We start from the raw sequence: 15,214 nt of genomic DNA, 5'->3' as shown, positions 1-15,214 counted from the left end.
TTGCCCCTTTCTTACACTGTTACAGCTTGTTGAAATAACGGATAGGCGCCACAAATCGTTTTTGTTGTTTCCTTTGCTTTCTCAAGCACGACTTTGTCCCCTTTACTCTTCAGAACAGCGGCAATGACTTTCCCGATTTCCACCATTTCTTCCTGCTTCATTCCGCGTGTTGTCAGAGCTGCAGTTCCCATCCGGATCCCACTCGTAACAAACGGTTTTTCCGGGTCATATGGAATCGTATTTTTATTTACGGTAATACCCGCTTCTTCTAATAATTTTTCTGCTTCTTTTCCAGTTAAATTCCACGGACGTAAATCTAAAAGAACGATATGATTATCCGTTCCCCCAGAAACTAGTGCAGCACCTTCATTTTTTAATGTTTCGCCAAGTGTTGATGCATTTTCAATGACCTGTTTTGCATATTCCTTAAAGCTTGGCTGCAGTGCTTCATTGAAAGCAACCGCCTTGGCTGCAATAATATGCATGAGGGGACCGCCTTGTATCCCTGGGAACACTGATTTATTAATGGCCTTTATGATGTCTTCATCATTGGTTAAAATTATTCCGCCGCGCGGACCACGGAGCGTTTTATGTGTAGTGCTTGTTACAACATCAGCAAATGGGACTGGTGATGGATGAAGACCAGCTGCAACAAGTCCCGCAATATGCGCCATGTCCACCATGAATTTTGCACCAACTTTGTCAGCAATTTGTCTAAAACGAGCAAAATCAATTACTCTTGGGTAAGCACTTGCCCCCGCAATAATCAATTTTGGTTTTTCTCTTTTTGCAATCTCTTCCAGTTCATCATAGTCAATCAATTGAGTGTCTTCTCTCACACCATAGGAGACAATTTCAAACCATTTTCCTGAAACACTGACAGGGCTTCCATGAGTTAAGTGCCCGCCATGTGAAAGGTTCATCCCCATGACCTTATCACCAGGCTGCAACAATGCGTAGAATACTGCAAAATTCGCTTGTGCACCTGAGTGTGGCTGAACATTTGCATATTTTGCGCCAAACAGCTTTGTTAGGCGATCAATCGCTGTATTTTCTGCTATATCAACAAATTCGCATCCACCATAGTAACGCTTCCCTGGGTAGCCTTCTGCATATTTATTCGTCATCACACTTCCCATTGCTTCTAATACATCTTGGCTTACGAAGTTTTCAGAAGCGATTAACTCCAATGTTTGATGCTGGCGTTCCTGCTCTTTCTTAATTGCTTCAAAAATAGTTGAATCATTTTGTTGTAATCCCATTTCTAGTCCTCCTTTTAATGGTTCAACTACCCTTTGATGTTTCAAACATGGAATATCTTCCTTATCACCGAAGATATTTTTTCCAAGTAAACCGATAGAAACACTCACTTTTTTGCACGCAAAAAAGGACAGAAAAGGGTAGCATAAAGATTGCTCTACCCTTCTCTGTCCTTTTACCTGAGAGTTTAGCTCTTTTACGAAAAGAACCTTCCCCTTTGGTGGCATAATTATTTATGCGCTCTCCAGAGTTGCGTCCAGTTATGGTTCCATCTACCTGAGAGATTTATTCCAAGGGTCTTTTTGGAACTTGCTCCTTCGGTGGCGTGTTAATTTGCACTCTCCCACAACCGTCATCCGCTCTATTTATTATTATTTTCAGAATAATCGCTAACATAATTCACGTCAAGCTTTTTTTATAAATTTTTGAAAGCGATAACAATAAAAAGTAATTAAGATCATTTATCGTTTGCTGTTAATTTTCTGCAATTTTTTCTTGATTCACTGGATCTGCATGGTTTTCCTTTTGATTCCGTACCTTATAAATAGCAATTAGCATAATAAACCAAACAGGAGTTACGAACAAGGCAACACGAGTATCTTCTGCTAGCCCAAGGACAACCAAAACGAATGCAAGAAAAGCAAGGATTAAGTAATTGGAAACAGGATAAAACGGCAACTTAAATTTATTTACTTTTGCCAAATCTGGTCTTACTTTACGGTATTTTAAATGGCTGATGACAGTAATTCCCCAAATAAAGATGAAACATACCGTAGAAATACTTGTAATTAGTGTAAATACTCCTTCCGGCATGATATAGTTTAAAATTACGGCAATGAGAATGACAACTGTTGAAAAGAATAATGCATTTGAAGGTATTTTTCGTGAAGTAAGTTTTGCGAATGGTACAGGTGCATTATTATCCTTGGCTAGTGAGTAAACCATCCGGCTTGTGCTGAAGATGGCGCTATTACATGCTGAAGCTGCGGATGTAAGCACGACAAAATTAACAATACCGGCAGCAGCTGCGATACCAACCGCTACGAAGACCTGGACAAACGGGCTTTTTGCCGGATTTATGGCATTCCAAGGATAAATACTCATAATGACAAATAATGCGCCAAGGTAGAAAATAAAAACACGGATTGGGATATTATTGATGGCTTTTGGGATTACTTTTTCCGGGTCTTTTGTTTCACCCGCTGTAAGTCCTACTAGTTCAATCCCTGTAAATGCAAACACGACCATTTGGAATGAAAGTATAAACCCATTTATTCCATTTGGAAACATGCCTCCATGGCTCCACAAGTTCTTGAAACTGGATGGCCCAGAATTTGTGGAAAAGCCTTTAATAATCATGACAAGCCCGATGAAAATTAGTGCCAAGATGGCAATTACTTTGATTAATGCAAACCAAAATTCCATTTCACCAAAAAGTTTAACAGTTGTAAGGTTCATAACTAACAGAATAACAAGAGCAATTAATCCTGGCATCCACTGTGGTACATTCGGAAACCAATATTGGGTATAGAGACCAACCGCTGTTAAGTCAGCCATGGCAATCGAAATCCAGCAAAACCAATAGGTCCAACCAGTGATAAAAGCTGCCATATTACCTAAATAGTCTCGAACAAAGTCAACAAATGAATGATAGTTCAAATTAGTTAAGAGTAGTTCGCCAAGTGCACGCATAATTAAAAAGCAAATGACACCTGTAATCATATAAGCAAATAAAATCGAAGGTCCTGCCAAATGAATAGATTTTCCTGCCCCAAGAAATAACCCCGTTCCAATTGCCCCGCCAATGGCGATTAGCTGAACGTGCCTGTTCTTTAAACCCCTATCTAATTTTTGTTCCTGCATTGATTCCCCTCTTTTCCTAATTTTTTCAAAGCGTGAATACACCCTCATCATGTTTCAGTAAATCCAACCTATTTTCTTTACCTCCTTTTTGACAACAAAAAAGGACAGAAGAAGGCATTATTACTGCCTTCTCTGTCCTTTTACCTGAAAGTTTCCTGCTAAAAAAGCAGATCCCCTTTGGTGGCATATAAAGAAATATGCACTCTCCAGAGCTACGTCATGTACTGGTCCTTATTACCTGAGAGATTTATTCCAAGGCTTTTATGGAATTTGCTCCTTCGGCGGCAACATTTGTTACTCTCTCCCAATACAATCAACCGTAAAATATTCTATTGTTTTTTGAAGAATCGAATAGTTGAAAGCGGATTCATAAAATTATATTCTCATAAACTAGTTTATTTGTCAATTCAGTTATTAGGGAAAATTCAAAATTTTTGATAAAAATAAAAGAATAGCAGTAATCACTACCAATGCCGCTATTCTCTTCTACCTTGAACTTGAAGGCATTCTTCCACGACTCGATCTTTCATAATAAAGCTGTATTCATCACCAAACCGGAGTTGTAAAAGATCTCCTTTCACAAGAACAGGGCCATTGGTTTCGTAATAGGTATTCGTTTTGTTTAACATGCTCACGATTCCCCAAAAAATTGCCTTTACAAAAGGACCTTTTGGATCGATTACCCTGTATTCCCCGATTCGCCTTAAATCACCAAGAAGAGCCCCTGTTTCTTCATAAACCTCACGACGCGCCGTTTCTTCCAGTGTTTCTCCTTCCTCCATTTTTCCCCCAGGAAATTCAAGACCACGTGTTTTATGACACGTCAATAACCAGGAATCTTTATATTGACAAATGACCAGTACGTGCTTTGCCTTTTCGGGAAAAATTTTTTCAGAAAAAGATAACTCAACTTGATTCCCATTTTGATCAATAAACTCTATCATCTCATTACCGCCTATTACCGTTGATTCTTTTATTATAATCAATAATCAGGAAACAAAAAATCCTTATCTTTGGATGGATAAGGATTTCCTTTTATTATTCACTTTTTGGCAGGATATTCATCGTTTCAATATGATTCCTTGCTTCCTCATCACCGAGTTTGAAAATTATTCCATAAACCTGTTGAATCGTACTATCATACCGGTGGTTTTCACGATCATGGTGATATTCAACATAGGGAATATGGGCGCGGATAAAATTATCCCATTCCGTTGAATAGTTCTGATCAAATAATTCACGCAGCTCAGTAATTTCTTCATCCGTTGCTTGAATTTTATAGCTCCATGTTGAACTCCGGGCACTTTGTGTTATATGCCCTGTTCCAACATCTATATAATAGGTTTTCTTTTGTCCATCCATGCAGTCAGCCCCTTTTTCTTGGCCATTTCCTCTGAAATTTCGGAGGCAGCCCAATTTTCTTAACACTAATTATCATTTTCCACAAAGTGATACATTTTATTCTTTTTATTTCATCCGTTCGTATTCATTGACAGAATGTTTAATGAGTAGTAACATTATTACTATATAAAACTTATTCTATTAAGATATAAAATTCATTTTCCTTTAGCATTTGGTTAATCATTTATTTATGACTATATGAAAAAGGAAATCTATAATTTTAACGAAAAATGGAATAGGTTAATTCGGAATATGCTTCCTTTTTGACAAGGAAGGAACAATTATATAATAAGGTAGACTAGTAAAAAGCCTAAAATAGGCTAGTTAAAAGTAAACCGACAATTTTCAGCGTATAATAGTTTGATTACAAAACTATTATACATTGAAAAATTGTCGGTTTTTTTGTTTTAAAAATGTTAAGTAGAAAGGAAATTGATGCAAATGATTTTACTGCCTACGATTTTTTTTCTCATGGTTGCACTTTCTGTGCTTAGCTCCATGTTGCTATTAAATCCGAAAGTTCCCTTGAATTTTGTACGTGTTCATACTGCAATTCTTTTATTGCCCGCGATCTCCGCACTAATCGCCCTGGTTTTTAGAAATGGAGAAATAAATTTCGGCCCGTGGCATCTTGATTCATTATCGTGGCTGCTTGCATGTTTTGTATTTACGATTAGTTTTATTGTGCAGCGGTACTCCGTTCATTATTTACTTGGGGAACATTCTTACCGGAAGTATTTTACACTGCTTACCATGACTACGGCCGCCGATTCTCTTGCCTGGTTAAGTAATGATACCCGATTATTATTACTTTGCTGGGGAGCGACACTTCTAGGATTGACCCTTCTCATCGGATTAAAAAAAGAGTGGCAAATTGCCCGAAATGCTTCTAGGCTCTCCGGTCGTCTTTTCGCCCTTGGTTGGATCATCTTATTGTCAGCTTTTCTCTGGATTAGACAGGCAACAGGACAGTGGCAGTTGTCAAAGGTACTTTCAGAGAATAGTCTTGAGCAACTTGATTCATGGGAAAAAACCTGTATATGCTTGCTGGTAATCGTGGCCGTTATGATTCCAGCCGCACAATGGCCTTTCCACCGCTGGCTGTTAGATTCAGTTATTGCGCCAACACCTATTTCTGCTGTGATGCATGCAGGGATTGTAAATGCCGGTGGAATTATGTTAACCCGATTTGCACCATTTTTTAGTGGAGATGTGGCACAGGTGGTTCTGTTAGTATTATCAAGTTTTTCAGTTTTAATGGGTACGGGAATTATGCTGGTCCAGGTTGACTATAAACGACAACTCGTAGGCTCTACGATCGCACAGATGGGCTTCATGCTGATTCAATGTGCATTAGGGGCTTATTGGGCAGCCATCATTCACGCTGTGTTACACGGTCTATTCAAGGCCACCCTTTTCCTTCAGGCTGGGGCTGCGGTGCAACACCGTAAATCAATCATCAGGACCACACAACCTTCATCTTGGTTATGGACAATCAGTGGGGGCGTTTTAGGATTGTTCCTGGGTGCTGTCTTTTGGTTGACTTCCCCTAAAGACGGGTATCAATTAATGAGCGCTATCATTTTAGGATGGTCTGTCTTACTAGCCTGGAAACAGCTTGTTGCACATGCAAACGGTAAGGTCGGGCGAGTAGCAGGATTTATACTATTTGCAGGGGCAGGTATTGTTTTCCACTTCGTGCATACCGCCTTTTATAGATTGTTAGAGGAAACCGTTCAAATTGGAACTGGAACACAACCTCCTGCCCTTGCAACCCTTATGCTTCTGATTATTGTGCTAGCTTGCAGTGCTCTTGGTTTATTACTATTTCATTATCGTTCATCCGCGGCCTTTGCTGTCATTTATCTGTGGCTCTTACGGTTAAGTGAACCGAAAAATAAATTCTTTGAAAGCCATCCAAAGTATCTGACAAGATTACTGTCTCAAGGAGGAAATTTACGGTGAGTACTACATTAACATTGGCACGATCATCCAGTTTAGAAAAGGAATCTTATCCCCAGCATCTTAACGATTTGGTGAAATCAGCCGCTGAAGTCATATCACCCCTTGGACCTATTAATACGTTTGCTGCGCGAAATCCGTGGATGGGATTAGAACAGCAACCATTTGAGAAAGTCGCCCGTCGGCTCAAGGATGTTTGTGATGTCGATATTTATCCGACAGAATCTATATTAAAGTCGGCATATAAACGAGGTGAAATTGGACAGGAATTTCTCGAAATTGTCCTTCATAATTGGCTGGATTCACAATCTTTAGACGTACCGCGTGATGTTGCAGAACGCTTCTGTCGCTCTGCACTTTTGATGGACCACCCTCCTTCCAAACTACCACAAACACAGGAGTTTAGAAGGTTCGAAAAGAAACTAAGTCATTTTAAGCATAAGATTTCCGAAAAACATGCCATTAAAACGTTTAGTCAATGCTTGGATCAACTCGGAAATGAAGGAACAGCGAAAGATCTCAATCGCCACATGATTAAGTGGTGTAAATTATTTCTCGATGAATCCCAGGCTGTTTTGTCAATGCCGAATCGGGAAGATGGTTTCTATCATGCTTGGCGGGGATTAGTCAAGTATGACCCAGCATTAAAATCTTCTGTACGCTTAGAACTTAATGATTTACCTGAAAAAGCTGAAGATGCTTTAATGAAGGCTTTGATGAAGCTAGAAATTCCTTTTTATGAGATACAGGAGTATCTAGAAGCTCATTTACTTGCTCTTCCAGGCTGGGCGGGAATGATGCTTTGGCGCTCACAGAAATCATCCCAGGAAAATTCACTGCTTGAGGAATATTTGGCTGTTCGAATTTCTCTGGAATATGCTTTGATTAAACCTTATCTTCCCTTGCCTGAGAAAAAAATAGAGGATAAAGTCTTAATAGAACCGTTGGCTGCAGCCTGGGACGAGTGGGGTGGCATACCACTCAACAGATTAGCCCAGTTATCTACTGCAGAACTAAAAGCACATTTCACACTTGCCCATCGTTTTGATCGGGTTGTCCGCCAGCGCCTCTGGTTAGAAGCATGGGAAAAAACATACGAAAATCAATTAAAGAAAATAATCGAATCAAAACAACCGAATTCAGAAAAGTATGTAAAACCTGTAATGGCACAATTTATCTTTTGTATTGATGTACGCTCTGAGCCTTTTCGCCGTAACCTTGAACAAGAGGGACCATTTGAGACAATGGGAGCTGCTGGTTTTTTCGGTTTGCCAATCGAAACCTCTGAGCTTGGATGTCATCACAGCCATAACTCTTTACCGGTTATGTTTAAACCGCAATTTAAAGTAAAAGAAACTTCATCTGAACTGGAATTAAAGCAGTATCAACAAAGAAGGAAGGCTGCTCATTCACTCAATTCAACATTTAAGACAATGAAACATAACCTTCCTTCAAGCATGCTGCTGCCGGAGATTAGCGGTCCATGGATGGGCTTACAAACGTTAGTAAGAAGTTTTGTTCCTAGAGGGGCCGGATCTGCTTTACGCATAATTCGAAAAACTTGGCTGCAAAAACCTTCCACTAAACTCTCATTAGAACGTGAGTATACTTTACATTCAGAGTTGCCTGTTGGATTTACTGATGAGGAAAAAGTGTCCTACGTACGTCAAGCACTGAAGATGATGGGACTTACTGAATATTTCGCTCCATTAGTGGTTATTTGCGGTCATGGAAGTCATAGCACAAACAATCCTTATGCCTCTGCACTTGACTGTGGTGCATGTGGTGGAGCCTCGAGTGGATTCAATGCCCGAGTGCTCGCGTCCTTGTGTAATCTTCCAAAGGTTCGGCAAACTCTCGCTAGGGAGGGAATTTCGATTCCGGTTGATACGGTTTTTGCGGCCGCCGAACATATTACTACACTGGATAAATTGAATTGGCTTTATGTTCCGGAACTTTCGGATTCAGCCAAGGAGGCATTTGATCAAATAGAGTCCATATTGTTAAAAGTTAGTGAAAAAGCCAATGCTGAACGTATACCACAATTACCAAATATCAACTTGACTTGCAAAAATCCGAAGAGAGAAGCAGAACGCTTTGCAGAAGATTGGAGTGAAGTACGTCCAGAGTGGGGCCTGGCACGCAATGCCTCCTTTATTATCGGAGAACGAAACCTAACCCAAGATTGCAATTTGAACGGAAGAGCTTTTCTGCATAATTATAAATGGCAAAATGATAAAAATGGTGATTTACTTTCCGCTATCATTAATGGTCCAGGAACAGTTTGCCAATGGATTAACTTGCAGTATTATGCCTCTACTGTTGCACCGCATTATTATGGCAGTGGAAATAAAGCAACCCAAACCGTAACTGCCGGTATCGGAGTGATGCAAGGGAATGCCAGTGACTTATTATCCGGACTTCCATGGCAATCCGTTATGCATTCTGATGAAGAGGTCTATCACGCTCCAATAAGACTTCTGATGGTAATTCAAGCGCCAAGAGAATATGTGCAAAGGGCACTTAACCAGAGTCAAGAATTCTATCAAAAAGTACAAAATGGATGGATTCGGCTTGCATCTATTGATCCAGAAGGAAACTGGGAGAGTTGGTCATAACAGCTCTTCCCCTCACATAATGCAATTATAATGTTTCATATTTATTTTTAACTTTTAAAAAGAGAGAAGGAACAGGAATCAATATGGATAAGTCAAAAGGAATGGTTGAAGCTGAAATAAGTAAAGCTTTAACTTATTGGGAAAAAAGTTATCTTGGACGTGGATCAGTATCTGTTAAATCAGATATCTTACGGGATATGATTTTTGTCATATTGCATGGTATTTTATCTCCAGCTGAATATTCATTATGTCAGGACAAAGAGGGATTGCTATCCGTTAAGAAGACCCGAAATAGTTTAGTGGAATCAGGTATAGAAGAATTAAAGGAGATTATCTTTACGATCACGGGTCAGGAAGTGATTAGTTTTTACACTGATATTAGTACACGTACTGGAGAACGAATCATGGTTTTTAAGCTCTCTAATAATTTAGAGAACAAATTATCTTGAGAAGGTGAATGAAATGTATATAGATGGGAAGAAAAAAATCCTTTTTGTTATTGGAATGGACCAAAAAATTGAAGGGCTTATTAAAGAAAATATCAAAATGGATCCTGAGGACTTCTTAATTTTGCAGTGTTTCCAACCAGTCATTTCGCCATTCGGTGATTTAATGAGGGACATCATCCTTTCTGTTTATCAGGAAAATGTAGATGAAATTATTGTGGCAGTTTCAGAAAATAACCACAATAACTTAGAGGCAATCGTTAAAAAGATAAACGAAAACAAAGAAATTCAGAACAAAATTCAAATATTTGATTATCTTTTTAAACATTGCAAGCCAGAGTATCCAGCAGATAGTATAATGGAATGGCTCGAGGGCAGTGGTACATTTAAAGATAATGTATATACAAGTGTGAACGTTATTCAAAACCACCCATTGATTCCTTCCCATGTAAAAGTTAGGGAATTATTCATCAATAAGGCAGAGCCTGCTTTCTTATAAGAATAACTTCAACCTAAAAAGGGGTAGTGAAACACTACTCCTTTCCTAACTAACCCCAAATAATACTTCCGAAAAGATAATTTTATTCTTTTTTAAATTTTGGTTCATTTTTTAGAAATGAATGCTGTATAATTATCATAAAATTAAGGTAACAGATTTTTTATTATGAAAAAGGGATAAAATAGTGATTAAGTAAAATATTCTCATAGGAGGTGACCAATTTGAAATTAGTTGATGAACTATACGAAATGTATCGGAATAAATTGACTGGTGACGAAGAAGATATTGATATGCTGGCATTCGCTTTTCTTGAGGAAATGTCCCATGAAGATTTACTCTCATTAATCCAAGATATGGATAAACAAGAACTTTACGATTTAATGGGGTTATATTTAATCGAAAGTTTAAAGGGCAAATTTGCTCAAGAAGAATATGGACAGCACCGGACACATACCTTTTATCCTCGTAATATACATTAATTTTACATATAGAATAAAGAGAAATTGCCTTTGGGCAATTTCCTTTTTTTTGTACAAAAAAAGGTTAATGGCATGCTACAATAGTGTGGGAAGGGAGGAAAAAAAAGATGTATGCAGTTTTCGTAGTATGTATTGTAATTGTAATCGTTGTTTTACTGCTTGCAGTTATTACCACCTCTAAAGCCTACTCATATAAACATTCCGTTGATCCATTGGAAGATAATCCTTATGCAGAGAAAGAAAACAAGGATGAAGAGGAACAAAATAGGCCATAAAAAAACTCCTATTCGATTGAATAGGAGTTTTTTTGCTATGCAAATACTTGCTTTAATTCCTCTTTGCTGATTTTAAGCCATTCACGCATTAAATCTTTAGCAGCTTCTAAATTGTGTAGCTTTGCCTGCCCGCACTGCCTTTCTGTTGCTGCAGGAACTTCTGTTGCTTCAAGAGAAATTTTCATTGTATCTTCAATAAGGTCAATAATTTCATCAACTGTTGGTTCTCCATTAACAACAAGGTAATAGCCCGTTTGACAACCCATAGGCGAGATATCAATAATGCTGAAATCATACTTTTCAGCAGCCTCACGAATATTATGTGCCAGTAAGTGTTCAAGAGAATGAATGGCATCTGGTTTCATGGCCGCTTTATTTGGCTGGCAAAATCGGATATCAAATTTATTAACAACACCGTCACTGCCTACCTTTTGGACACCACAGTGGCGGACATACGGGGCTTTAACAGCATTATGATCTAGATCAAAGCTTTCAACTGAAGGCATTCATATCACTCCTTTACTTATTTCTTCCCTATCATACTATAAAATCCGAGTTCTTACATCTACTTAGTTCAAATTAACAATTTAGACGTTACTTTAAAATTATGATATGTTGTAGATATTGATTCTCTAGAGGTGAACTGCATGATTAAAAAAACATTTATTGGGTTGATTCGTTTTTACCAATTGGTGATTTCACCTTTAAAACCGCCAACATGCCGTTTTTATCCCACCTGCTCCCATTATGGCATGGAGGCCATTCAACGCTTTGGAGCTTTTAAGGGCGGCTGGCTGACAATCAAACGGATATTAAAATGTCATCCCTTTCATCCAGGCGGTTTCGATCCTGTTCCTGAAAAAAAAGTGCTGCGAAAAGGTGATTAGTCCTCGTATCCGTTGACAATCAAATCAAGCTTTCCTGTCTTTGGATCAATAACAAGGCCGTGAACCGGTACGCCTTCTGGCATTAGCGGGTGATACTTAATGGTATTTACACTGTGAACAACACTCTCTTGGACGTTATCAAATCCATGCAGCCACTCTTCAAAATCAACCCCTGCATATTTTAATGTCTCAAGTTTTTCTTCTGAAATTCCCCGCTTTTTCATACTTTCAATTACCGGGCCTGCTTTTAGTCCACTCATGCCGCAATCATGGTGGGCAATGACCATTACCTCATCTGCTTGTAATTCAAAGACTGCAATCAAAATGCTGCGCATAATACTACCAAACGGATGGGAAACAATCGCACCAGCATTTTTGACAAGTTTGATGTCCCCATTATTTAAATTCAGCGCTTTTGGCAATAACTCCAATAATCTGGTGTCCATACAGGTAAGGACCACCATTTTCTTTTTTGGAAATTTGGTCGTTTCATATTTTTCATATTCTCGATTTTCCACAAATTGCTTATTAAATTCCAAAATATCATTTAACATTTTCTTTCCTGTCATAGCCATCTACCTTTCGTATCTATTTCCTTTTCTCTATCTTATATAAATTCTGCTTGCGGCAGTAAACTTTTTGCTTGCAAATAAGGTTATTTTTTTGTAAGATACATAAGGAAATCGGAATCGTTCCGTATTATACATGCTATTTTTAAAAATTTTTCTTATTTAAATCGTAATTAATCCGATTTATTAAATTAATAAAGGAGTTTTTATGAAAAAATTTATTCTTTTTCTTTCGATCCTAGTTCCTTTAAGTTTGCTTTTGTCAGGATGTACATCAAATAATAACCAAGTGCAAAAAAAGAAAGGACAATTAACCATATATACAACAGTATTCCCACTTCAGTATTTTACTGAACAAATTGGCGGAAAATACGTAAATGTAAAAACCATTTATCCCCCTGGAGCGGATGAACATACCTTTGAACCATCGCAAAAGGATATGATGAACCTTGCAGATTCAGACCTGTTTTTCTATATTGGTTTAGGTCTTGAAGGATTTGTAGAAAAGGCAAAGACCACCTTGCAGGACGAGAATGTTACATTAGTTGCAGCTGCTGATCAGCTTCAACTTCCAAAAGATCAGCATGCTGATGAAGCGGATGAAGATGGCCATCAACATGGCGATATAAACCCCCATGTATGGCTTGACCCTATATACTCTAAAGAAATGGCCGAAGTCATTAAAAATTCATTAATTAAAAAAATGCCGCAGCATAAAGCATTATTCACAGAAAATTACCAAAGGCTTGCAAAGCAATTGGATAATCTGAATACAAAGTATCAAGAAACGATAAAAAATGCACCACATAAAGAAATAATCGTTACCCATGCTGCATTTGGCTATTGGGAAACTCGTTATGGGATTAAGCAAATTAGTATTTCCGGTTTATCGACAACGAATGAACCTACACAAAAGGAATTAGAAAAAATCATTTCATTGGCCGACCGTGAAGGATTACACTATATTCTTTTTGAACAAAATGTTCATTCCAAATTAGGAGAAATTGTTAAAAATGAAATTGGTGCAAAGGCACTTCCCATCCACAATTTAGCCATTTTAACCGAAGAAAATATTAAAAATAAAGAAACCTATTTTACTTTAATGAATAAAAATTTAGCGACTTTAAAAACGGCTTTATCTAAATAAAATTCCTTTTACTCCCATGGATGGATCAATACCAAACATCAAAAGCTATAGCTGTATTACGAAATTAAAAGGAGTGATACAAAATGGCACAAGATGTTTTATGTGAAGTCAATAACTGTACTTATTGGGCAAAAGGAAATAAATGCAGCGCTGAACAAATATATGTTGTAAGTCATAAAGGAAAAACAGCAGATAATATTCAAGAAACAGACTGTAAAACCTTTGAAGCAGAGGGAATATAAAGAAAAGAACCAGGCATTTGTGATCTGCCTGGTTCTTTTAGATTGCTAATGTTCTCCTTTAAGCTTTCTTCTTAACAGCTTGTTGGAAGCATTTCTTGGGAGCTCTTCAACAAACTTAAAATCTTTTGGCACTTTGTATTTGGCTAAACGCTCCATACAAAATAATTCAAGTTCATTTCGAGATACAGCGATTCCCTCTTTTATCACAATAAAAGCAATAGGTACCTGACCCCATCGTTCGTCCTCTTGTCCTGTTACCCCTGCATCCTTAACAAAAGGATGGGATAGAAGCACCGATTCTATTTCAGCCGGGTAAACATTTTCCCCTCCTGAGATAATCAAATCAGAACGGCGATCTAATACATATAAAAAGCCCTCATCGTCTAAATATCCGATGTCCCCCGTCGAAAACCAGCCATCCTTCGTCCTGTCTAACATGGCTCCTGGACGGTTTAAATAACCTGGAGTAACATTGGGGCCTTTAACGAAAATTTCTCCTGTTTCGCCTTCCTGAGCTCTTCGACCATCATCAAGCATAATCCGAACCTGTGAAGGAAAAAGCGGCTTTCCAGCAGAACCTAATTTTGAAATACTATACTCCGGTGACAAGGTTACAATTTGTGAGGAAGTTTCTGTCATGCCATATGTCTGAAATACAGGGATATCTTTTGCCACGCAGAATTGAAGTAATGGCAATGGAGCAGGCCCTCCGCCAAGAAGCATACAGCGGAATGATTGCGGCAGCTGCTCTTCACCAATGAAATCAACAATTCTTGTTAACATAGTTCCTACAACGGACATAATGGTAACCCTCTTACTATGAAAATCCTCTATGATTTTTTCAACGTCAAAGCTCTCATGAAGAACGATTGGCATACCATATATGACACTACGCATGAGGATGGAATAACCACTGATATGAAAAAGAGGGACCGAACAAAGCCAGCAATCTGAATCGGTAAATCCAAGATTAAGGGCGGATCCAACAGAACTCCACCAATGATTTCCATATGTCTGCATAACTCCTTTTGGTTTACCTGTGGTTCCGGAGGTGTACATTATGGTACAAACATCGCCAAGATTAATTTCTTCTTCTATATCAGGAGTTTCCATTGGAAGGCTGTCCAATTGTTCTTTTATAAGGGTTGGAAGTGTTGGAATCATGTCTCTTATTTCAAGTTCTTTATCAGCAAAGCTTTTTTCGGTTATCAAAAAGGCAGCCTGTGAGTCTTTGAGCTGCCAAATGATTTCAGACGAGGTTAAACGGTTATTGAGAATAACAGCTCTAACTCCGAGAAGTTGGAGTGCAAATAATACCACAATTGTATCCAAGTGGTTTTTTAATAAAACCCCCACATATTGACCCCTTCTAACACCTTGGCTTTGAAATTTGCCTGCTGTTTCAACTGATCGTTCATAAAGTTCATGAAAAGTTAATTGCCTGTTATTAAAATAAACCGCTACGCGATTAGGTGTTAAATACGATCTATTCTTTAAAAAATTAGGCATTAAATCATTTTGCATCGTAGTCACCAACTTTTAAAGTTCCGCTTTCTATTAAAACAG

16 protein-coding genes and 2 riboswitches are annotated in these 15,214 nt (G+C 38.2%); of the genes, 9 read left to right on the top strand and 7 right to left on the bottom strand.

Annotated elements, in window-relative coordinates; translation table 11 throughout:
- Positions 1-11: 11 nt before the first annotated feature.
- From glyA to E2K98_RS10775, 4 genes are all read right to left on the bottom strand, one after another.
- On the bottom strand, positions 12-1,262 hold the full coding sequence (glyA, locus tag E2K98_RS10790) for a serine hydroxymethyltransferase (protein WP_133334257.1): 1,251 nt from the start codon (positions 1,260-1,262) through the stop codon (positions 12-14).
- 155 nt (positions 1,263-1,417) lie between these two features.
- Positions 1,418-1,518, bottom strand: a riboswitch (glycine riboswitch).
- Positions 1,519-1,734: 216 nt separating this feature from the next.
- Positions 1,735-3,123 (bottom strand): amino acid permease, encoded by a 1,389-nt coding sequence (locus E2K98_RS10785; protein WP_133334256.1) that lies wholly within the window; start codon positions 3,121-3,123, stop codon positions 1,735-1,737.
- 215 nt (positions 3,124-3,338) lie between these two features.
- Positions 3,339-3,440, bottom strand: a riboswitch (glycine riboswitch).
- A gap of 159 nt (positions 3,441-3,599) precedes the next feature.
- Positions 3,600-4,067 carry an RNA deprotection pyrophosphohydrolase gene (ytkD, locus tag E2K98_RS10780; protein ID WP_133334255.1) on the bottom strand — a complete coding sequence of 156 codons (468 nt, stop codon included), beginning with the start codon at positions 4,065-4,067 and terminating at the stop codon, positions 3,600-3,602.
- 94 nt (positions 4,068-4,161) lie between these two features.
- Positions 4,162-4,485 (bottom strand): hydrolase, encoded by a 324-nt coding sequence (locus E2K98_RS10775; protein ID WP_133334254.1) that lies wholly within the window; start codon positions 4,483-4,485, stop codon positions 4,162-4,164.
- A 474-nt stretch (positions 4,486-4,959) separates the two neighbouring features.
- Between E2K98_RS10775 and E2K98_RS10770 the strand changes: the two genes are divergently transcribed.
- The 6 genes from E2K98_RS10770 (at position 4,960) to ytzI (ending at position 10,803) form a co-directional block, all read left to right on the top strand.
- Complete coding sequence (locus tag E2K98_RS10770; protein ID WP_133334253.1) at positions 4,960-6,489, top strand: NADH dehydrogenase subunit 5; 1,530 nt, start codon at positions 4,960-4,962, stop codon at positions 6,487-6,489.
- Between the two features lie 14 nt (positions 6,490-6,503).
- A complete protein-coding gene (locus E2K98_RS10765) occupies positions 6,504-9,104 on the top strand; it encodes a DUF2309 domain-containing protein (RefSeq protein ID WP_235824797.1) in 2,601 nt (866 codons plus the stop codon).
- Between the two features lie 83 nt (positions 9,105-9,187).
- Positions 9,188-9,553: a DUF2294 domain-containing protein gene (locus tag E2K98_RS10760; protein WP_133334251.1), complete on the top strand. Its 366-nt coding sequence runs from the start codon at positions 9,188-9,190 to the stop codon at positions 9,551-9,553.
- A gap of 13 nt (positions 9,554-9,566) precedes the next feature.
- Positions 9,567-10,049, top strand: coding sequence for a carbonic anhydrase (locus tag E2K98_RS10755; RefSeq protein ID WP_133334250.1), 483 nt, complete (start codon positions 9,567-9,569; stop codon positions 10,047-10,049).
- Between the two features lie 221 nt (positions 10,050-10,270).
- On the top strand, positions 10,271-10,528 hold the full coding sequence (locus E2K98_RS10750; protein ID WP_133334249.1) for a DUF6154 family protein: 258 nt from the start codon (positions 10,271-10,273) through the stop codon (positions 10,526-10,528).
- A gap of 107 nt (positions 10,529-10,635) precedes the next feature.
- Positions 10,636-10,803: a YtzI protein gene (ytzI, locus tag E2K98_RS10745; RefSeq protein ID WP_133334248.1), complete on the top strand. Its 168-nt coding sequence runs from the start codon at positions 10,636-10,638 to the stop codon at positions 10,801-10,803.
- Positions 10,804-10,838: 35 nt separating this feature from the next.
- Here ytzI and E2K98_RS10740 read toward each other — a convergent pair whose 3' ends face one another.
- Positions 10,839-11,309, bottom strand: a complete 471-nt coding sequence (locus E2K98_RS10740; protein WP_133334247.1) for an S-ribosylhomocysteine lyase — start codon at positions 11,307-11,309, stop codon at positions 10,839-10,841.
- Positions 11,310-11,453: 144 nt separating this feature from the next.
- On the opposite strand from E2K98_RS10740, the gene yidD reads away from it, so the two are divergent.
- Entirely contained in the window at positions 11,454-11,690 is a 237-nt protein-coding gene (gene yidD, locus E2K98_RS10735; protein ID WP_165976259.1) for a membrane protein insertion efficiency factor YidD, read from the top strand.
- Here the strand turns inward: yidD and E2K98_RS10730 are convergent.
- Positions 11,687-12,259 carry a beta-class carbonic anhydrase gene (locus tag E2K98_RS10730; protein ID WP_133334245.1) on the bottom strand — a complete coding sequence of 191 codons (573 nt, stop codon included), beginning with the start codon at positions 12,257-12,259 and terminating at the stop codon, positions 11,687-11,689. The genes yidD and E2K98_RS10730 overlap by 4 nt on opposite strands.
- A gap of 208 nt (positions 12,260-12,467) precedes the next feature.
- Between E2K98_RS10730 and E2K98_RS10725 the strand changes: the two genes are divergently transcribed.
- On the top strand, positions 12,468-13,406 hold the full coding sequence (locus E2K98_RS10725; protein ID WP_133334244.1) for a metal ABC transporter solute-binding protein, Zn/Mn family: 939 nt from the start codon (positions 12,468-12,470) through the stop codon (positions 13,404-13,406).
- A gap of 83 nt (positions 13,407-13,489) precedes the next feature.
- On the top strand, positions 13,490-13,648 hold the full coding sequence (locus tag E2K98_RS10720; RefSeq protein ID WP_133334243.1) for a DUF1540 domain-containing protein: 159 nt from the start codon (positions 13,490-13,492) through the stop codon (positions 13,646-13,648).
- Between the two features lie 45 nt (positions 13,649-13,693).
- Here the strand turns inward: E2K98_RS10720 and E2K98_RS10715 are convergent, their stop codons facing one another.
- Entirely contained in the window at positions 13,694-15,172 is a 1,479-nt protein-coding gene (locus E2K98_RS10715) for an o-succinylbenzoate--CoA ligase (RefSeq protein WP_133334242.1), read from the bottom strand.
- Positions 15,173-15,214 lie beyond the last annotated feature (42 nt).

It is taken from the genome of Bacillus salipaludis, assembly GCF_004358205.1.
This window is presented reverse-complemented; position numbering and strand designations above follow the sequence as displayed.